Annotated in this window: 19 protein-coding genes; 8 read left to right on the forward strand and 11 right to left on the reverse strand. The window is 46.4% G+C overall.

Features of this window, described 5'->3' with window-relative positions; all coding sequences use genetic code 11:
• Positions 1-13: 13 nt before the first annotated feature.
• From WH43_RS14490 to WH43_RS14500, 3 genes are read left to right on the forward strand one after another with little or no spacing between them, the layout of a single operon-like run.
• A complete protein-coding gene (locus tag WH43_RS14490; RefSeq protein WP_082335804.1) occupies positions 14-1,294 on the forward strand; it encodes a PqiA/YebS family transporter subunit in 1,281 nt (426 codons plus the stop codon).
• Positions 1,287-3,041 carry an intermembrane transport protein PqiB gene (pqiB, locus tag WH43_RS14495; protein WP_053425314.1) on the forward strand — a complete coding sequence of 585 codons (1,755 nt, stop codon included), beginning with the start codon at positions 1,287-1,289 and terminating at the stop codon, positions 3,039-3,041. The genes WH43_RS14490 and pqiB overlap by 8 nt, the downstream gene beginning before the upstream one ends.
• Positions 3,041-3,595, forward strand: coding sequence for an ABC-type transport auxiliary lipoprotein family protein (locus WH43_RS14500; RefSeq protein WP_053425315.1), 555 nt, complete (start codon positions 3,041-3,043; stop codon positions 3,593-3,595). Before pqiB ends, WH43_RS14500 begins: the two co-directional genes overlap by 1 nt.
• 15 nt (positions 3,596-3,610) lie before the next feature.
• Here the strand turns inward: WH43_RS14500 and WH43_RS14505 are convergent, their stop codons facing one another.
• Both WH43_RS14505 and WH43_RS14510 read right to left on the reverse strand, forming a co-directional pair.
• Positions 3,611-4,720 carry an anhydro-N-acetylmuramic acid kinase gene (locus WH43_RS14505; protein ID WP_053425316.1) on the reverse strand — a complete coding sequence of 370 codons (1,110 nt, stop codon included), beginning with the start codon at positions 4,718-4,720 and terminating at the stop codon, positions 3,611-3,613.
• Positions 4,720-6,027 carry a peptidoglycan DD-metalloendopeptidase family protein gene (locus tag WH43_RS14510; RefSeq protein WP_053425317.1) on the reverse strand — a complete coding sequence of 436 codons (1,308 nt, stop codon included), beginning with the start codon at positions 6,025-6,027 and terminating at the stop codon, positions 4,720-4,722. The genes WH43_RS14505 and WH43_RS14510 overlap by 1 nt, the downstream gene beginning before the upstream one ends.
• Positions 6,028-6,189: 162 nt before the next feature.
• Here WH43_RS14510 and tyrS point away from each other — a divergent pair, with 162 nt between their 5' ends.
• Entirely contained in the window at positions 6,190-7,392 is a 1,203-nt protein-coding gene (tyrS, locus tag WH43_RS14515; protein ID WP_053425318.1) for a tyrosine--tRNA ligase, read from the forward strand.
• Positions 7,393-7,445: 53 nt separating this feature from the next.
• Here tyrS and WH43_RS14520 read toward each other — a convergent pair whose 3' ends face one another.
• Positions 7,446-7,994 carry a MerR family transcriptional regulator gene (locus WH43_RS14520; RefSeq protein ID WP_082335820.1) on the reverse strand — a complete coding sequence of 183 codons (549 nt, stop codon included), beginning with the start codon at positions 7,992-7,994 and terminating at the stop codon, positions 7,446-7,448.
• A gap of 167 nt (positions 7,995-8,161) precedes the next feature.
• Here WH43_RS14520 and WH43_RS14525 point away from each other — a divergent pair, with 167 nt between their 5' ends.
• Positions 8,162-9,013 carry an SPFH domain-containing protein gene (locus WH43_RS14525; RefSeq protein ID WP_053425320.1) on the forward strand — a complete coding sequence of 284 codons (852 nt, stop codon included), beginning with the start codon at positions 8,162-8,164 and terminating at the stop codon, positions 9,011-9,013.
• A gap of 12 nt (positions 9,014-9,025) precedes the next feature.
• On the forward strand, positions 9,026-9,208 hold the full coding sequence (locus tag WH43_RS14530; RefSeq protein ID WP_053425321.1) for a type II toxin-antitoxin system antitoxin: 183 nt from the start codon (positions 9,026-9,028) through the stop codon (positions 9,206-9,208).
• Here WH43_RS14530 and WH43_RS14535 read toward each other — a convergent pair.
• Positions 9,205-9,780 carry a TetR/AcrR family transcriptional regulator gene (locus WH43_RS14535; protein ID WP_053425322.1) on the reverse strand — a complete coding sequence of 192 codons (576 nt, stop codon included), beginning with the start codon at positions 9,778-9,780 and terminating at the stop codon, positions 9,205-9,207. The two genes, WH43_RS14530 and WH43_RS14535, sit on opposite strands and share 4 nt — an antisense overlap.
• Positions 9,781-9,884: 104 nt before the next feature.
• On the opposite strand from WH43_RS14535, the gene WH43_RS14540 reads away from it, so the two are divergent.
• The gene (locus WH43_RS14540) at positions 9,885-10,385 is read left to right on the forward strand and encodes an HPP family protein (protein WP_286049780.1); all 501 of its coding nucleotides are present in this window, start codon (positions 9,885-9,887) and stop codon (positions 10,383-10,385) included.
• On the opposite strand, the gene WH43_RS14545 is transcribed toward WH43_RS14540, so the two are convergent.
• Entirely contained in the window at positions 10,342-11,253 is a 912-nt protein-coding gene (locus tag WH43_RS14545) for an AEC family transporter (RefSeq protein ID WP_053425323.1), read from the reverse strand. The two genes, WH43_RS14540 and WH43_RS14545, sit on opposite strands and share 44 nt — an antisense overlap.
• Positions 11,254-11,519: 266 nt before the next feature.
• A complete protein-coding gene (locus WH43_RS14550) occupies positions 11,520-11,879 on the reverse strand; it encodes a GIY-YIG nuclease family protein (RefSeq protein ID WP_286049781.1) in 360 nt (119 codons plus the stop codon).
• A 200-nt stretch (positions 11,880-12,079) separates the two neighbouring features.
• On the opposite strand from WH43_RS14550, the gene WH43_RS14555 reads away from it, so the two are divergent.
• The gene (locus WH43_RS14555; RefSeq protein WP_053425324.1) at positions 12,080-13,342 is read left to right on the forward strand and encodes a DEAD/DEAH box helicase; all 1,263 of its coding nucleotides are present in this window, start codon (positions 12,080-12,082) and stop codon (positions 13,340-13,342) included.
• Positions 13,343-13,354: 12 nt separating this feature from the next.
• On the opposite strand, the gene WH43_RS14560 is transcribed toward WH43_RS14555, so the two are convergent.
• From WH43_RS14560 to aguA, 5 genes are all read right to left on the reverse strand, one after another.
• Entirely contained in the window at positions 13,355-13,876 is a 522-nt protein-coding gene (locus WH43_RS14560; RefSeq protein WP_053425325.1) for a GNAT family N-acetyltransferase, read from the reverse strand.
• Between the two features lie 24 nt (positions 13,877-13,900).
• A complete protein-coding gene (locus WH43_RS14565) occupies positions 13,901-14,179 on the reverse strand; it encodes a peptidylprolyl isomerase (protein WP_053425326.1) in 279 nt (92 codons plus the stop codon).
• 136 nt (positions 14,180-14,315) lie between these two features.
• On the reverse strand, positions 14,316-14,867 hold the full coding sequence (locus tag WH43_RS14570) for a serine protease external chaperone (RefSeq protein ID WP_053425327.1): 552 nt from the start codon (positions 14,865-14,867) through the stop codon (positions 14,316-14,318).
• 18 nt (positions 14,868-14,885) lie between these two features.
• On the reverse strand, positions 14,886-17,180 hold the full coding sequence (locus tag WH43_RS14575) for a S8 family serine peptidase (protein ID WP_053425328.1): 2,295 nt from the start codon (positions 17,178-17,180) through the stop codon (positions 14,886-14,888).
• A gap of 260 nt (positions 17,181-17,440) precedes the next feature.
• Positions 17,441-18,547 (reverse strand): agmatine deiminase, encoded by a 1,107-nt coding sequence (gene aguA, locus WH43_RS14580; RefSeq protein WP_053425329.1) that lies wholly within the window; start codon positions 18,545-18,547, stop codon positions 17,441-17,443.

Below are 18,547 nucleotides of genomic sequence, written 5' to 3' on the forward strand. Positions count from 1 at the left end.
CAAAGGAATCTTTTTGTCTGATCTGGAGTCTGGTGTAACGCAGCCCGCGCAACCTGTTACTGAACTGGTGCTTTGTCGCCACTGCGATCTATTGCAGCAATTGCCCTTATTGGCTATTGGTCAGGAAGCGGCTTGCAGCCGCTGTGGTTATTTACTGGATATGCGCCAGAAAGATCCGGTGTTGCGCCCTGTACTTTATGCGGCCAGCTCTTTGTTTATGTTGGTACTGGCAAATCTTTTTCCTTTTATCGGTATGGATGTGGCGGGTAACGTCCATATCATGAGTTTCTTTGATACCTCCTCCGTCTTGTTTAACGAACACCAGCAATGGCTGGCTGTATTGGTTTGGTTATTTATTCAGGCGATCCCGGCTTTTTGTATGTTGGCGGTGATTTATATCAAGCTTGGCATGGTGCGCCGAGTCCGTGGTTTAGTCTGGACTGCCCGTGTGCTTTATATGCTTAAACCCTGGAGCATGGTGGATATTTTCCTGATTGGTATTCTGGTCGCTTTTGTCAAACTGGTGGTCTATGCCGATATTTCTGTCGGAATGAGTTTCTGGGCTTTTTGCCTGTTTTGTTTGTTGCATTTGCGCACTTTCCAGGTGATAGACCGTCATGCCTTGTGGGAGTCGATAGCTGCTGCGCCTCAACCTGTTTCCGCTGATTTTGCCGGTCGCACCGGTATGTCGCTGAATTTAGCCAGTTGCAGCTGCTGTACTGCCATAGTGCCGCTGGAGCAAAAACACTGCGGTCGCTGCGGCACCAAAGTCACGGCGCGCATTCCGGCCAGCCTGCAAAAAACTTTGGCTTGGTTGATTACTGCTACCTTGTTGTATATCCCAGCTAACTTGCTGCCTATTATGGAGACTGTGTCTTTGGGCAGTAGCATTCAGTCTACAATCATCAGCGGTATTATATTGATGTGGCAGGACGGTGCTTACCCTGTCGCTATTGTGATTTTATTGGCCAGCGTTGTGGTACCAGTGGTGAAAATCGCTGTGATGTTTTGGCTCTGTTATCTTGCCAGTCACAGTGGACATAAGCGGCAGTTGCTATCGACTAGGGTGTATTTACTGGTCGACTGGATTGGCCGTTGGTCCATGGTGGATGTTTTAGTGGTTGCTATTCTGGCGGCATTGGTTCGATTTGATTTATTGATGGGCGTGTACCCTGGTATGGGGGCGATAATTTTTGCGACTGTGGTGATCACCACCATGCTCGCCGCTATGAGTTTTGACCCACGTTTATTGTGGGACCAACGGAATAAAAAAGAGGAGAAGCAGCGTGGCTAAGACGCAGGGCCGGGTGGCCGCGGTGAAAAAGATCCGACAATTATCTCCGATCTGGATAGTGCCAGTGATAGCTGTGGCTATTGGTATTTGGATGCTTTATTACACTCAGAAGAATCAGGGGCCCGTGATCACCTTAGTCACACTCAATGCTGAGGGCATAGTGGCAGGTAAAACCCAGATCAAAAGTCGTAGTGTGGATATAGGCCGGGTCGAATCCGTGCAGCTATCAGAAGATTTAAGCAAAGTGTTAATCAAAGCCCGGATGGATCCCGGTATTGAGCCTTTACTCAATGAAGACTCCCAGTTATGGGTCGTTAAACCTACGGTAGGGCGTGGTGGTGTCAGTGGTTTAAATACTTTGTTATCAGGTGCTTATATTGAATTACAGCCAGGTAAAGCCAATGTACAGAAGTATTATTATGAGCTGCTCGACAGTCCACCTATAGCACCGGCTGATGCGCCTGGCGTTCGTGTCACGTTGTTAAGTGATGATGCGACAGCTTTAGCTGTAGGCGATCCTGTGCTTTACCATGGTTATGCAGTAGGTACGGTAGAAACCAGTCATTTTGTGGCTGAGCAAGGTCATATGACCTATCAGTTGTTTGTGCGTGCACCTTATGATGCTCTGGTCACTGAAAACGTGCGCTTCTGGCAAGCCAGCGGTATGGCGCTGGATGTATCAGCTCAAGGGGTGCGAGTGGAGTTAGCCTCTATCGCCACGCTACTGAGTGGCGGCGTGCATTTTGACGTGCTGGATGGTTGGCCCGCTGGGGATAAAGTGGTTAGCAACAGCGAGTTTCAGTTATTTAAAAATCAAAAAGCGATCAAAGAAGGTTTATATACCGAATACAACGAATACCTGCTGTTTTTTGATGAGTCTATTCGTGGTTTAACTGCTGGGGCTCCTTTGGAATACAAAGGTATACGCATTGGTACTGTGGCTATGGCGCCGTACTTTTTTAACATGGATAATCCATTGGATGTGGCCTTTAAAAAAGGTATTCCTGTATTGGTGCGGGTTGAAGCGGGTCGTTTGGCTGGTGAGATGAGTTTGAAAAAACTGGCGCAGGAATTAGAAACAGCAGTACAACATGGCTTAAGAGCCGTACTAAAAACTGGTAGTTTGTTGACGGGCGCTTTGTATATTGAACTGGTGCAAACTGATGCACAAATTGAAACACCTAAAGTTAAAGTAGATATGCCAGCTTTGGCTGATGCTGAACAGTCTGAGAAAGTTCAAGTCACTACAGCGCAACCGCCAGAATTTTCCAGCGAAGGTTTTGTGCCTGCGCCTTTTGCCCTGGCCGATCACGCTGGTCTGAAAATTATGCCAACAGCCCCAAGCGGTTTAGCCAACATAGAACAAAAAGTGCTGCAGGTGCTGGATAAGGTGAATCGTCTGCCTGTAGAAGATGTGTTAGCGCAAAGTTCCGCTACCTTGGCACAAAGCGAAAAAATGCTGAAAAACGCTGAACAGCTGATCCAGTCACTGGACTTGCTGGTGAAAAATAACGCAGTGCAGCAATTACCTGCAGACTTACAACAAAGCCTGGCAGAGCTGCGCAAAACTCTGGCAGGTTTTTCGCCGGGTTCACCGGCTTATGAGCGCTTAAATGGAAATTTACAGTCGATGGATCAGTTATTACGTGATTTACAGCCTGTGATTAAAACCATGAACAGTCAAAGTAACTCTCTGATTTTTAATGCTGATCTGCCAAAAGATCCTGAACCTGAGAAGGGCAACTAATGCGTTATTTAGCTTGTGTAGTCTTAAGCCTGGCGTTGGCCGGTTGTGGCAGTTCTCCGTCTGAACTGCAGTATTACCGTTTACCAGCAGTTGCGGCCAAAGCACCAGTGGTAGATAGCAGCAAAGTGTTGGTGGTAGAGCCAGTGATGGTGGCCAGTTACCTGAACAGCAATGCGCTGGTGTATCAGAACAATGAGGTCAACCTTCAGCTGACCCGCACTCATCAATGGGCCGAAGCTCTGGATCAGCAACTGACCCGTAATTTGCAGGCGCATTTATCCGGCGCTTTAACGGACTGGCGGGTTACTCAACAGGTAAGCGGGGCGGGAGACAGTCGTCTGACGGTGCAGGTGACGCAGTTCCATACCACAGCAGATGGTGTGGTGCTGATCAGTGGTCAGGCACATTTACTCACAGGCGCTACCGTGAAGCAACTGCCTTTTGAGCTGCAATTAGCTATTGCTGATGATGGTTATGACGAAGTGGTCAAAACCTTAGGGCAAGGCTGGGGACAGGTTGCTACACAAATAGCAAAGGTCGTGGAACAACAATAAGTAGTAGTGTGGAATTTAGTAGGTGAATTCCGCACCTAATACCACGGCTTTTCGTGCGCCTGTGACTTCAGGAATATTACCTGGGATCTTGTGGTCATAGGCATAAGCCAGCCAGGCAAAAGCCATAGCCTCCACATCATCAGCTTTTATCCCTAAACTTGCAGTTTGCTGCAGCCGTACTGCAGGCAATAGCTGCTGCAAATCGCTGAAAAGTACTTTGTTATAAGCGCCACCCCCACAGACAAATAACTCCTCTATGGCTTCATTGACCAGTGCGATTTTAATGCTCTCCGCAGTAAAGCGTGTCAACGTGCGCTGCACATCGGCCGCGGCATAGGTATTCGCAAGTAGCTTATGGGCCAGCCACTGTGGATTGAAATACTCTCTACCTGTGCTTTTGGGGCCTTGTAACTGAAAGTATGGATCTGACAGAAGGTTGGCTAATAAATCTTGCTGTACCACGCCTGAGGCCGCATAAAGGCCATCTTTGTCATACAAACCTAAACCTTGTTGTTGGATCCAGTTATCCATCAGGCCATTGCCAGGGCCAGTATCAAAACCACGCACTGGCATATTAGGTTGCAACAAGGTGACATTGGCGATACCACCAATATTTAAAATGGCGCGATAGCTGTCTGGCTTTGCAAAAATAGCTTTGTGAAAAGCTGGTACCAAAGGGGCACCTTGCCCGCCATAGGCCATATCTTTACGACGAAAATCGGCAATCACCCGGATTTGCGTTTGTGCAGCAAGTCGGAACATATCACCAATCTGATAGGTAAAAGGAAACTGCGCATAAGGGCGGTGACGAATGGTTTGGCCATGACAGCCAATAGCGCTTATTTGTTCAGCTGCTACTTTGGCCTTAGCTAATAATTGTTTGACCGCATCTGCATAAGCTAATGCCAGTTGCTGCTCCACCAGACCCATCAATTCCAGCTCGTTGGGGCCGGATTGGGCCAATTGGCTTAATTGCTGACGTAATAGTTCAGGAAAAGGACAAAGCAGAGAGTCGAGTAATTCAGGTTGGAGTTTATCTTCAGGTCGCTGCCCAAAACGAACCAGCACCAGGTCGATTCCATCGAGACTGGTGCCGGACATTATACCTATGTACAAACTGGACATTACTCAGCAGCGGCTACTGTGATCCGCTCGTGGTTCTGCATTTGTGCAATCAGCTGTTTTGCTTGATTCACAAAAGCAACACGTTCGCTGGTAGACAGTGCATCTGCCTGAGGTAATTTCACAGTACGTGGATTACGGTGCACACCGCCGACCACAAATTCGTAGTGCAGGTGAGCGCCAGTCACACGGCCAGTGGCGCCTAAGCGACCTATGACCTGACCTTGTTTCACGTTTTCACCTTGCTTCACATCACGTTTGGATAAGTGCAGGTATTTGGTCACTATGTTGTTTTTATGCTTAATAAACACATAGTTACCATTCACGCCGTTACGGGTTGATGCAATCACTTTACCATCACCAGCCGCCATAATAGGAGTACCTACAGCAGCTACGTAATCAACACCATTATGTGGTTTAACTTTCTTTAACACTGGGTGTAAACGGCGAGGGTTAAAATTGGAGCTGACATACTGGAAGCTAACCGGGGCTCGTAAGAAGGCTTGTTTTGTGCCTTTACCGTCCGGCTTGTAAAAAGCGCCGTCCTTGTGACGAACTGCCTGATACACCTGGCCTTCGTTTTTAAACTGTGCAGCGAGAATATTACCGTTACCAACAAATTGACCGTCGGCATAACGGGTTTCGAAAATCACGCTGAAGCTGTCACCTGCTTTGATATCTAAACCAAAGTCGATGTCGTAGCTGAAAATATTGTTTGCCAGTGTCAGCATCTGAGCTTCGGTTAAACCCGCTTCCAGACCTGCGTTCCAGAATGAACCGTTCACTACACCACTGACCACTTCAGTGCGGGTTTCAACTTCTTTTAATAACTCTTCGGCTGCAAACTTGCCATTGGCAGTGCGCTGAACCCGCAAGGTTTTCAGGTTGTTGATTGGATAACGGATTTCCTGCAGCTTGCCCTGATTATCTAAACCAAACTCAATTTGCTCGCCTGGAAAAATGCGGGTTAAAGTTTTGACTGGTTTACCCAGCTCTAGCACTTCCTGCATTGCGGCTTGATCTAATTTAGCTTTGCGGAAAATAGCCGACAGAATATCGCCTTTTTTCACATCGACGGTCACCCACTCCAGTGAGTTATCTTCGTGTGGAAGAGTTGCCAGCTGTTCAGCCGCAATTTTCTCTTCCACCAAAGGAATATCAATACTGTATCTTTTTCCAACTTCCAACTCAGAAGTTTCTGTAGTTCTGGAGGCTGAAGCTTGTTCTGACGGGATCAACAGCATAACGGCAACAATGCCGCTTAAAGCGCCGATTAATAACCGATGTTTGATAGGCAAAGAAGAAATCATAGAAAGCGCATCTCTTATTATTATCAGACAAACCAATAAAAAAATGAGCATATAACGATTTTTTACCTGATGCCACACTTTTGTTGGTTTGATCTAAAGAAATGTTTCGTTAGAATGCAGGCTTGGAATTTTGCCAAATACAAAGATATTTAGGAGTAGACCATGGCTCACTGGGAGCAGGCGCTGGCTGAGATAAAACGCGGCTGCGAAGAGATTTTGTTAGAAGAAGAACTTATTGCCAAGTTAAAGGAAGGAAAACCTTTAAAAATCAAAGCAGGTTTCGATCCAACTGCGCCAGATTTGCACTTGGGCCATACGGTTCTGATCAACAAATTACGTACCTTTCAACAGTTGGGTCATGAGGTTATTTTCCTGATAGGCGACTTCACCGGCATGATTGGCGATCCAACAGGTAAAAACGTCACACGTAAGCCTTTAACCCGCGAAGATGTGCTGGCCAATGCGCAGACTTATAAAGAGCAGGTGTTTAAAATTCTTGATCCGGCAAAAACCCGCGTGGCTTTTAACTCCGAATGGATGGAAAAGTTAGGTGCGGCTGGCATGATCAAACTGGCAGCACGTCAAACAGTAGCCCGTATGCTGGAGCGTGATGACTTTAAAAAGCGTTATGCTAATAACCAGTCTATTGCTATCCACGAGTTTTTATACCCACTGGTGCAAGGATGGGACTCTGTTGCTTTAGAAGCCGATATCGAAATGGGCGGCACCGATCAGCGCTTTAACCTGCTGATGGGTCGTGAGCTGCAAAAAGACGAAGGTCAGCGGCCGCAAACTATTATTATGGTGCCATTGCTGGAAGGCCTGGACGGTGTGCAGAAAATGTCCAAGTCTTTGGGCAACTATATTGGTATCACAGACACGCCGGGTGAAATGTTTGGCAAAGTGATGTCCATCAGCGATGAGCTGATGTGGCGTTATTACGATTTGCTGAGTTTCCGTCCTATCGCTGATATTACGGCACTGAAGCAACAAGCGGCTGAAGGTCGTAACCCACGTGATATCAAAATTGAGTTGGCTAAAGAAATTATTGCCCGTTTCCATGACGAGGCGGCAGCGGATGCTGCTGAGCAGGATTTTATCCAGCGTTTTCAGAAAAACGCCTTGCCGGATGATATTCCTGAACTGACCTTGACCTTAACATCAGACAGTATCCAGATTGCCAACTTATTAAAAGAAGCAGGTCTGGTTGAAAGCACTTCAGAGGCTTTGCGTATGATTAAGCAAGGTGCGGTCAAGCTCGATGGTGAAACTAAGGTGGAAGACAGCAAAATGGAATTTGCCAAAGGCAGCCATCACATCTTCCAGGTCGGTAAACGTAAGTTTGCTAAAGTCAGTCTGGTCTAAGCTCTGATTTATTCTAACAAAACCGGCTTTGATGCCGGTTTTTTATGTTGTGATTAGCTGGCTTGTTGTAAACGGGCAAATAGCAGCTTTTGTAATTCCGCCTTAAATTGTGACGGGTCAAATGGCAGGTGCAGCCAAATAATATCCGTACTCAGCTTTGGCTCTGAGTCTTCAGCACAGAGCAGAGCAAGTTTCACCTGATGTTGATTAAGCTCGTTGAGCAGCATGGGTAAATCTATTCCTGGCTGGTCAGCCATCATCATGACGAGTTCAGTTTTATGTTCACCCATCATCAATAAAGCTTCTACAGCGTTACGCGCATATTTTAATTCAATTGGAAAATGCCACTGCTTACACAAGGCCTGAATTAATTTGAAAAGATTTGTATCCAGATCTACGCATAACAGACGTGTCAGCGGCGGGGACTTTTGTCTTTTATGTAACAAACCCAGCAGAGACTCCTGCACTATACGTCTGTGCCCCCCTGGTGTTTTCCATGCACTCAATAAGCCTTGTTCAACCCAAAGCTGGATAGTGCGCACTGAAACTCCAAGCAGGGTAGCTGCCTGACGAGTAGAAAGAAGTTGATGTTGCTCTGACATAGTATGCTTTCTGATTTGATTAATTTTATCATATTTATCAAATGGGGTGATGTCAATGAAGTCTGAAGCTTTTGTGACTGATAGCATGTTTTTTATACATATTACCTTGCGCTTTTTTTAAATGACGCTAATTTGATATTAAATTGATATCAAATTAAGGAGCTGAAATGAAAGAGTATCTGGCAACAAGCCGCAGTGGTTTAATGATGTTAGCTGTGCTTCCGGCAGTCTTTGTTTTATCTGGTTTTGGTCTGCTGGTCTTAGGTGGGCCACTAAAACTGGTAGCGATACTGGCGCTAATTTTTGTGGGAATTGGTTTTTTTGGCTTCTACATGGTGCAGCCCAACCAATGTGCCGTACTGCAGCTGTTTGGCCGTTACGTCGGCTCTGACCTACAAACAGGCTTACGTTGGGCAAATCCTTTTTACAGTAAACAAAAAGTGTCACTGCGGGTTCGTAACTTTGAAAGCGGCAAATTAAAGGTGAACGATCACAGTGGCAACCCGGTGGAAATTGCGGCCGTTGTGGTGTGGAAAGTGGTAGACAGTGCTGAAGCTGTGTTTGAAGTGGAAGATTACGAAAACTTTGTCAGTATCCAAAGTGAAGCAGCACTGCGGTTTTTGGCGTCCAGTTATCCCTATGAAGCGGCAGACGACATCGATATCAGCCTGCGCAGCAATGGCCCTGAAGTGACCGATTTGCTCAAAGGTGAAATTCAAGCTCGATTGGATAAAGCCGGTGTTGAAGTGCTGGAAGCACGGATCAGCCATTTGGCTTATGCGCCTGAGATTGCCAGCGCTATGTTGCAACGTCAGCAAGCGCGTGCTGTGGTGATGGCTCGTCAGCAATTGGTTGAGGGGGCTGTAGGTATGGTTGAACTGGCATTGGCGCGTTTATCTGAAAAAAACATGGTGCAACTGGACGAAGAGCGCAAAGCCGCTATGGTCAGTAACTTGCTCGTCGTGCTTTGTGGTGATCATCAGGTGCAACCTGTGATCAACACTGGCACTTTGTATTAAGCGGAGAGCAGTGTGTCAAAAAAAGCTTTTGCGTTACGTATTGATGAAACAGTGCTGCATGCTTTGCAGCATTGGGCTGACGATGAGTTTCGCAGTGTGAACGGTCAGATAGAATATTTGTTACGAGAGGCACTTATTCAGTCCGGACGGCTAAAGAAAAAACCTCCGGCAGAATCAGTTGCAGAGCCAGATTAACGCAAGGCCTGCATCAGCAGTCTGGCTTGTTGTTTGGCATGCTGAGCCACTGTGGCATCGGCGTGCACTAAAGCCATACTGATGGCGCCTTCTTTTAGCAACATCAAACCATCCAGTAATAAAGACTGAGTTTCCTCTGATAGCTGACAACTCTGCAGTTGAGTGTTCACTAAGTCTCTCACCTTGCGTTTATGCTGGGCGCAAAGCTGCAATACGGTGTTGTCTGGGCCATGGTATTCTGCTGCGCAATTTTGAAAATAGCAGCCAAAAAAAGGTCCTAAAGGCTTCGCCTTGCCTTCAAACCAAAAACCCAAGGCATCAAAGAGTTGATCTACCGGGCTTATGTTTTCACTAGTATTAAACTGATGCTCCAGCCACTGATAAAAGCGCTGGTGCCGAAGTTCCAGTGTTGCCAATAACAGCTCGTCTTTGCTGACGAAATGGTGATACAGCGTTTTTTTAGCCACAGCAGACTGTTCTAAAATCTGATTAATGCCTACAGCATGCACACCGTGACGATAAAACAAGCTTAAAGCTGTTTCAACAAGTTGTTGTTTTTTATCCGGTTCCATACATGTCCTCACCATAGTAGAGACTTAGCTTGACACAGGTAGACCAGTCTGTCTACAATACAATTCGTTGGTAGACAAACTGGTCTACTTTAAGAGGTGATACTGTGACTGAACATAAAGTCTGGGTGCAAGCTGTGTTAGCGGGTTCTGGTGCAGCATTAGTGATGGCATTGTTGGCTTTGCTGCAACAATGGCAGCAGTTATGGCTGGTGGCACCTTTTGGCGCTACCGCAGTGATTTTGTTTGCCTTGCCCGGTAGTCCGCTTGGTAAAGCAAAAAATGTAATAGCGGGGCATCTTTTAGCCGCGTTGATTGGCCTGACTTTTGTGCATAGTTTTGGTTTAACTGTATGGAGTCTTTCTATTGCTGTCGGGTTAGCTATAGGTTTGATGGTACTGCTGAAAATTACTCATCCGCCTGCAGGTGCTACTACTTTACTGATTATGCTGACAGCGCCGGACTGGTGGTTTTTGTTGAATCCTGTGCTGACAGGTTCTGTGCTGATGGTGGTGGTGGCTCATTATTATCATCAAAGTCACAGGAAAGGCCATCAACATTTGGTTAAACGTAAAGCTGCAGTAGTAAATACCAAAGCGGAAGACTGATAAAACTAAGCAGTAAACCCAAACCTACCAAAGCTGGCACTAAACGCAGTGCCAGCCCTGCACCAATAGCGATAGCACCGGCAGATACCATAGGCGGCATGGCGGCTTCAAATACTACGACCTGCAGCAACAAGGGCTCTGGCTGGAAAAAGCTTAAAAAAGTTAAGGCTAATACAGGCATCAGAAGTAGTTTAACTCCTAAGGCAAAAATTAAAGGTTTGGTGTCTTTGTTATCCAGTTGCAATCTGAACTGAAAACCTACGGCTATCATTATCACCGGCACTAAAGTTGCGGCCAGACTATCTAGCAGCTGGCTAAAAAACTGCGGATAAGGCCAGGATTTAAGGGCTAAGGCTACAGCCAAAGCGACAAAAGATGGGAAAGTGATTACACGCATCAGCATTTGCAAGGCGCTGGGGGTTGTTGCATTCGGGTTATACCAAGCCGCCAGCAAGGTGGAATAAGTCGCCAAAGCGACAAAAGAGCCCGCCTGATCGTAAATCATCGCAAAGGGCAGGGCTTTTTCACCAAAAAATGCTTCTACCATAGGAAAACCTAAAAAAGAGGTATTGCCCAAGGGGAGTACCACCAGCAAGGCCCCTACTGTGGTTTTCTCCCAGTGCCACACTTTACCGGCGAGGATCACTAAGCCAGCCACTATGATCAGTAGCACCCAGGGCGTGATAGCGGGCAACCAAAGCTGACTGGAAAATTCTAACAAAGGAATTTTTTGCAGTACCAGAGCAGGTAAAGCAACAAAAAGCACATACTGATTCAGCACTAAACCTGTATCTTGAGGAAATTGCGGCAGTCTGCGTAGCAGGGCACCAATAACCAGATAAATCAAAACTAAGGCAAAACTTTCCATCATCACTCCTTTATATACCCAAGTGACCTCAAGATGCGAGTTTCAGAGCCGCTGGGCGCTTGCAATGCAAGGCAGCATGGCGAAGCAATGTCGTCTACCTTGTGAGACAGGCTAACACCGCAGTGCAATCGCCCAGCGACTCCCGGAGGGCGGGTCTAAAAGACCTTTATGCGGCGTTAACTGTTGTCGCTTTAGAACCACTAGAGCTTCCAACAGCTGCCTTGCCTAAAGGACTTTTATCTCCCGCTGAATTCTGCATCTTGAAGTTACTTGGGTATACAAAGCAAAGTGTAATCTGAAGCTGCTTCTGTGCCTATGCGACTTTCGCCTGATAGCTGCTCTAGCAGGTTTAGCTGTCTAATCTCTTGCCTTAGCAACAACTCTTTGTCTTTTTTTGTCCATCGTTTCAGCTGATACTCCAATTTGCTGGCGGAAGAGCGACACGGCATAGGGTGAGTAAAAACTAACTCTAAAGGACCTTTGCCTTTAAGTGCTTTAGCCCCACCCGTTAATTCCCCTTTATGTTGACGTAAACGCCGTTCTGGGTCTGTGCTGATGCCTGTATACAAAGTGTCTGCTGTGGTGCGCACCATATAAACAAACCATGGGGATGATACTGCTGTCATGCCTTGTCCTGTTAGTTCTGCTACACTAGCGACGATTTCTACCCGTCGAACTTGAAGCTGCCAGCTTTGTTGGCTTTGTGCTGTCGTCCCATTCACATAGGTGAACTATGCTGCTTGGGTCTGACGCGCTTGCCGTCTCGCGGCAACTTCAATTGCCTTGGGTATAGATGTTTCAAAGCCGATACTTTAAAGGAAATTGCATGTCATTTGCCACGCTTGGTTTAGATCCCCGTATTCTTTCTGCTGTGACCAATCAGGGGTATCACACGCCAACCCCTATTCAGCAGCAAACCATACCCGTGATCTTGGAAGGCAAAGACGTATTAGCTGGCGCTCAGACGGGTACTGGAAAAACAGCTGCTTTTACCTTACCCGTATTACAGTTGCTCAGTAAAAATACCAGCAAAGTGAATAATCTGCAGGTGCGTTGTTTAGTACTGACGCCAACCCGTGAACTGGCGCAGCAGGTCGCTGACAGTGTCAAAGCTTATGGTGCGGACTTGCCACTGAAATACGCGGTTTTTTATGGCGGTGTGTCAATAAACCCACAATATGATCAGGCAAGCAGAGGTTTAGATATTCTGGTCGCCACACCAGGGCGTTTGCTTGATCATTTGCATCAGGGCACTGTCAGTTTGTCTGAGCTGCAAATTCTGGTGCTGGATGAAGCCGACCGTATGCTGGATATGGGTTTTATTCACGACATTAAACGTATTATGGCGCGCCTGCCCAAAGAGCGACAGACACTGTTTTTCTCTGCGACTTTTGCTAAAGAAATCAAAGAGCTGGCTGATACCTTATTAAAATCTCCTGCGCTGATTGAAGTCGCCAAACCCAACAGTACCGCAGAGAAAATAGAGCAATTGGCCTATCGTGTGGATTCGCAGCGCAAGCGTGAAATGTTGTCTTATCTGATTGGCTCACGGCAGTGGAAACAGGTGCTGATTTTCAGCCGTACTAAACATGGTGCTGACCGTCTGGCGAAACAATTACGTTTAGATGGGATTGAGGCAGGTGCTATCCATGGTGATAAAAGTCAGGGCGCCCGCACTAAAGCGCTGGATGACTTTAAGAACAATAGATTAAGTGTGTTAGTGGCGACTGACATCGCGGCTCGCGGTTTAGATATTGAAGAGCTACCTATAGTAGTGAACTACGATTTACCACAGGTGGCGGAAGATTATGTACACCGCATTGGCCGGACAGGCCGGGCCGGAAACTCGGGTTTAGCCATAAGTTTAGTCACGCCTGATGATCTGGTGATGTTACAAGCTATTGAGAAACTGACCAAACAAGTGATCACGCAACAGGTATTACCTGGGTATGAGCATGATCCGAAAATGAATCACAGCAGCAAAAAAGCCGATGCCGAAGAAGAACGGGTGCAAAAAGTCGCCAGCCGCAATAAACAGCTGGCTAAAGAAAAGGCTAAATTACGCTCACAGTTGCTAGGTAAAAAATAACCACCAGGCCGGTCAGCCGTCTACAGGCTCGACTGGCGTATTTAAGGTCAGCTGATAAAAGGCTAAATCTAACCAGCGGCCAAATTTGAAACCCGCCTGAGTGATAGTGCCACTGTGTCTGAAGCCATGTTTGGTATGTAACGCAATACTGGCTTCATTAGCCGCATCAATACCTCCAATCAACAGATGATAATTTTCCAGTTGCGCCTGCTGAATAATTTGCTGCAACATCAGTGCTCCATAGCCTTTCCCTTGCTGATCCGGTGCTACATAGACTGAGTGTTCGACTGAATATTTAAAAGCCGGAAAGGCTCTGAAGGTGCCATAACTGCCAAAAGCCACCAGTTGGCCCTGCTCATTCAGCAGTCCTAACACCGGGAAATTGCCTGCCGTTTTGTTAGCAAACCATTGCTGCATCGTGGTCATAGTACGTGGCTTGTATTCATACAAAGCTGTGGTATGCAAAATAGCGTGGTTAAAAATAGCCAGAATAGCTTCGGCATGTTCTTCATAATTACAGAGCACAAAACGCATCTGGTTCTCCAGTGATTGCTGCTGTTAGCTTCGATACAAAGTTTTAATCAGGTGGTAACCAAACTGGGTTTTCACCGGGCCATGCACTTCCAGAACCGCCTTTTTAAACACTACCTCGTCAAAAGCTCTGACCATCTGACCTGGTTTAAACTCTCCTAAATCCCCGCCTTTTTTGCCGGAAGGGCACAACGAATGTTTTTTAGCTAAGTCATGAAAACTGGCACCTTTGGCCAGTAGTTGTTTTAACTTCTCTGCTTCAGCTGCAGTTTTAACCAGAATATGGCAGGCACAGGCTTTGGCCATGCAGATTGCTCCTTCAAAACGAAAACTTATTGTATAACGTCAAGGTGCGCAGGAGCAAAACTAGATTGGAATTTGCTATGGTGAATTTTGCAGAATAAAAAACCGCCAGAGGCGGGTTTTTTATCGAAGGTTTTATTTAGTTTGGTTTATATAATTTCTCAACTACATCCAAACGAGCTTCCTTCACCAATCCTGATTTACGGACTGATTCAATTAACTCAGTAAGATTAGCACCAGCTGGAGCTTGCATAATGGCAACTTTATTGCCTATGGTCTTCACTGATTTTAAGCCAAACTCTTGTTGTAAACGTTGCAGTGCAGCAGCATCATTCGCCAATATAGACAAACGACCAGTGACAACTCCAAGTTCACCTGTCAGTAAATTTCTTACCACAGCGTCAGTTTTCACCACACCATCCGAATTCACTGTTGTTTGTTGTACTAAAGCGCGGCCAGACAAAGTACCTTCAGCGCTACCAGCAGCCAGACTGGCCGGAGCCAATGCTAAATCCGGTAACAACTTATAAACGCCAAAATCGGCATTTTCAACTTTTTTGACTGTTTTGCTTGTTACAGCTTCAGTTTTCGCCGGAGTCAGCTTTCTTAACTCTGGTGAAATTTCGGTAGCCTGTACTGAAGCCATAGTTCCGATAGTGGCCAGAGCAACTAAGGTTAATTTGAATTTCATAACTCTCTACTTCCTCTATTAATGGCCAAATACACGAATAGCTACGCCTTCTACAACTGAAGGTTCAGCGTTGTTGGCGTAACCGTCGACTCCTAAGTAACCGCCTGTAGCGGCATAATCAGAGCCGTTTGCATCCAGAACTTTAATGGTCCAGGTACCCTGAGCGTTTTCGCCATAAAAAGCGTTCGTCAGGAACACGGTATCATTCAGTATATAGCCTGGTTGGAAGAAGAAATCTTCTGTCAAAGCAGGGATGGTCAGAGCCTGTTTAGAAGATAACAAGACACTCTTAGTTCCTGCAGGTGAAGTGACTTCGATAGCTAAATCAATACCAGCTGTAGTTTGGAAGTAACCATCCACAGTGCTGAAACCATACTCCATATCTGGGTTAGAGACAGAAAACTTCAGCTGAGCCCCCTCAAGTACCATCTTGTCAGTGACCTCAAGCGTGACAGTAGCTCCAGTCACACTGTTATCCGGAACAGGTAACGCCAGAGAGGTTGGAGTTTCTGTAGCAGCATAAGACCCTACACCAATCCAATCAGAGCTGACTGCTTCACCTAAGTTCACTGTATAGTTTTTAGCCATAGCAACAGCTGCACCAGCGTTGACCCGACCAAAACCATATAAGTTATTGAAGTTAAAACCTGCTGCGTTTTCTACCCAGCCTTGGTGCGCTACGAATTCACCATTGGCTAATGCTAAGGATACTGGTTCATTGTCTGCATCAACCATAGTGCTGGTCGATACCAGAATGTGACGAATATCGCGGTAACTCAGCTCTGGGTTAGCAGAGGCGATCAGCGCTACTACACCTGAAGCATTTGGAGCCGCAGATGAAGTACCATTGAAGGTTGATGTGTAGTTACAGCTGGCGTTTTCCGGGTGACCTGGGTTGTTAAACGGATAGAATCCTGCAAAGAAGCCAGGGAAATAGCTGTTATCGAACCGATCGGCTCTGGTAAAGCTACTATAACCACGTAAACAAGTCATTTGGTCAGTAGTCACCATCGCAGGCTCAAAATCACCATACTCACCCGCAGGGGCAGATACCAATACGTTGGCACCAGCAGTGGAGTAGCTGGTATGTTTGCCATCGCTATTCACTGCACCAATACTGAAGTAGTACGGAGTTGCTTGTGAAGGTTCAAAGTTACCGTTGTAACAGGTTAAACCTAAGTCATTGGCACCGTTTACGTCACATAAATCGTTGTCAAAGTCTACACTGCCGTCAAGGAAGCTATTGCCACTGGATTTCATATTGGCAGCGCCTTTGCCTGAACGTAATTCGGTCGCACTGAATTCCTGTACTGCTTCTTCAAATTCTGAGTAAGCAATAGCTGCAGGTATGGTCAGACCGTAGCTGCGGTTAAATACTGCAACTGGTTCAGAAGTACTAATACCGCTGCCTGGTGCACCATGACTTAACAGAAAAGCTACGTTGCTCTGTTCTTCCAGGTAGTTCATACCAATCAGTTGCGCATTAGGCGCCACACCACGACCGCCCAAACCATTCCAGCCTTCAGCCGCAATCAAACCTGCAACGCTGGTACCATGGTCACCTGTAGTGCTGGTACTGGTTGGGTTAGTTGGATCTGTGACTCCCGGAATAAAGTTCAGTGAGCGATTTGGTATTACGTTGTTTCTCAGATCTTCATGAGCAATCTCCAGACCTGAGTCAACCACAACAGCGATAGTGTTGTTACCCGTTACGCCTGCAGCATAAGCCGCAGTCACGTTCATATCTTCGCCTTCTACCAAGATCTCTGGATTCTTACGCGATTCAACGATAGCAACTGCATCTTCCTCTTCCAGACCAAATACATCTGTCAACAGGGTTAAATATGTCTCGTATACTGAGTCGCTCATTGAAAAGGCTTTTTGGCCAGTGTTTTTTAAATGCCACTGTTGGTACGCCAATGGATCTGTCTCTGCCCCAGCAATAGTCACTGTCGCAGTAGCAGATTCGTTACCATCCGATACAGTATAGGAAAATACTTGCTCACCTGGAGCTGTTGGTGTGAATACGAAATTCAAACCAGTCACTGCTAGACTGCCTTTACTTAAGCTATATACACCGCCGGTAGGCGTCACTACGGTATTATTTTCAGTGATAGCTGTCAGGGTTAATGCGTCCTGATTTGCATCAGTGCCTGCAAATGCACCTGATACAGGGACCCACTCTTTGACTTCAATATTTGTCAGTGAGACGTTTGTTGCTTGTGGAGCAATGTTTTTATTTCCATCACCACCACAGGCTGCAAGAGCAACCAGCACAGCAACGGATAAAGCAGAATATTTTAGCTTAGACATTGTGTTGTTCTCTGTTCCGTGATTTCAAGTTTTTGTTATGAGCTTGTTGGTTGTTATGAGCGCACATAGACAACTAACTGCCGTTTCATCCTATCATGTTAATAAATTGAAACTCTAGTGATTTGTTTGTGTTTTTTTCAAGAGGGAATTGCGTTGATTTGTATGGTTTTTTGTTCTTGTTTGTTCTTGTTTGTTATTTTTGGATGTTTTTTGGCCAAAAAAAACGGAGCTTCAAGCTCCGTTTCGCGGGGAATTATAAATTAAGCAGGCTGTTGCTGAGTAATACAGTGCACGTTACCGCCACCTAATAAAATCTCCCGACCAGGTACAGTAACCACCTGATGTTTTGGAAAGACTTTAGTTAAGATGTCTACCGCGACTTTATCGTTGGCATCATCAAATACCGGTAACACCAAACCGCCATTGCATAAATAGAAGTTGATGTAAGAGCCTGCTAAACGGGCTTCAGATTCACGAGGTACAGCTGCGCCTGTTAAATCCACAGTGGCATATTCGTCTGCTTTGGCCAGCATAGGAGCAGGCACAGGCAGCTTGTGCACTGTGAACTTGCGGCCTTTGGCATCAGTGCTGTTTTCCAGCACTTCTAAAGCAGCACGCGAACGTTCGTACTGTGGATCGTTTTTATCGTCAGTCCAGGCCAGTAAAACTTCAGCAGGGCCAACAAAACAGCACATATTGTCGACGTGACCATCGGTTTCGTCGTTAAAAATGCCTTCTTTGAGCCAAATCACTTTATCGATACTTAAATAGTCCGACAGCATCTGCTCGATTTGTTCGCGGGATAAATCCGGGTTGCGGTTTTTATTTAGCAAACATTCTTCAGTGGTCAGCAAGGTGCCTTCGCCATCGACATGAATAGCACCACCTTCCAGCACAAAACCTTCAGTGCGGTAACGTGGCGTGCTTTCAATGTTGGCAATCTTTTGTGCGACCTGGTCATCTTTGTGCCATGGGAAGTACAAACCACCGTTTAAACCACCCCAGGCGTTAAAAGTCCAGTCAACAGCGCGCACTTCTTTGCCATTGGTGACAAAAGTAGGGCCAGTGTCACGGCACCAGGCGTCGTCTGTGGAGGTTTCAACTACCCGAATTGGGTGAGTGGTTGGCTCTAAGCTCAACTGCGCCTGAGCATTAGCAAACTGAGCGGCAGAAGCCAATACTGTGACCGGCTCAAAACGGGCAATAGCACGAATGACTGCACAAAAGGCTTGCTGTGCTGGCTTGGCGCCTAAACGCCAGTTATCGGTGCGTTCTGGCCATACCATCCAGGTTTGTTTATGCTCGGCCCATTCGGCTGGCATAAAAAAACCATCGGCACGAGGCGTACTCTTTAAGGTAACAGCCAT

The organism is Rheinheimera sp. KL1 (assembly GCF_001275035.1).
Lineage (GTDB): Bacteria > Pseudomonadota > Gammaproteobacteria > Enterobacterales > Alteromonadaceae > Pararheinheimera > Pararheinheimera tangshanensis.

Bases quoted from the DNA above. Each gene is read 5' to 3' on its own strand.
- WH43_RS14500 (WP_053425315.1), top strand. From the start codon at position 3,041: ATGCGTTATTTAGCTTGTGTAGTCTTAAGCCTGGCGTTGGCCGGTTGT.
- WH43_RS14505 (WP_053425316.1), bottom strand. From the start codon at position 4,720: ATGTCCAGTTTGTACATAGGTATAATGTCCGGCACCAGTCTCGATGGA.
- WH43_RS14510 (WP_053425317.1), bottom strand. From the start codon at position 6,027: ATGATTTCTTCTTTGCCTATCAAACATCGGTTATTAATCGGCGCTTTA.
- tyrS (WP_053425318.1), top strand. From the start codon at position 6,190: ATGGCTCACTGGGAGCAGGCGCTGGCTGAGATAAAACGCGGCTGCGAA.
- WH43_RS14520 (WP_082335820.1), bottom strand. From the start codon at position 7,994: ATGTCAGAGCAACATCAACTTCTTTCTACTCGTCAGGCAGCTACCCTG.
- WH43_RS14525 (WP_053425320.1), top strand. From the start codon at position 8,162: ATGAAAGAGTATCTGGCAACAAGCCGCAGTGGTTTAATGATGTTAGCT.
- WH43_RS14535 (WP_053425322.1), bottom strand. From the start codon at position 9,780: ATGGAACCGGATAAAAAACAACAACTTGTTGAAACAGCTTTAAGCTTG.
- WH43_RS14545 (WP_053425323.1), bottom strand. From the start codon at position 11,253: ATGGAAAGTTTTGCCTTAGTTTTGATTTATCTGGTTATTGGTGCCCTG.
- WH43_RS14550 (WP_286049781.1), bottom strand. From the start codon at position 11,879: ATGACAGCAGTATCATCCCCATGGTTTGTTTATATGGTGCGCACCACA.
- WH43_RS14555 (WP_053425324.1), top strand. From the start codon at position 12,080: ATGTCATTTGCCACGCTTGGTTTAGATCCCCGTATTCTTTCTGCTGTG.
- WH43_RS14560 (WP_053425325.1), bottom strand. From the start codon at position 13,876: ATGCGTTTTGTGCTCTGTAATTATGAAGAACATGCCGAAGCTATTCTG.
- WH43_RS14565 (WP_053425326.1), bottom strand. From the start codon at position 14,179: ATGGCCAAAGCCTGTGCCTGCCATATTCTGGTTAAAACTGCAGCTGAA.
- WH43_RS14570 (WP_053425327.1), bottom strand. From the start codon at position 14,867: ATGAAATTCAAATTAACCTTAGTTGCTCTGGCCACTATCGGAACTATG.
- WH43_RS14575 (WP_053425328.1), bottom strand. From the start codon at position 17,180: ATGTCTAAGCTAAAATATTCTGCTTTATCCGTTGCTGTGCTGGTTGCT.
- aguA (WP_053425329.1), bottom strand. From the start codon at position 18,547: ATGGCTGTTACCTTAAAGAGTACGCCTCGTGCCGATGGTTTTTTTATG.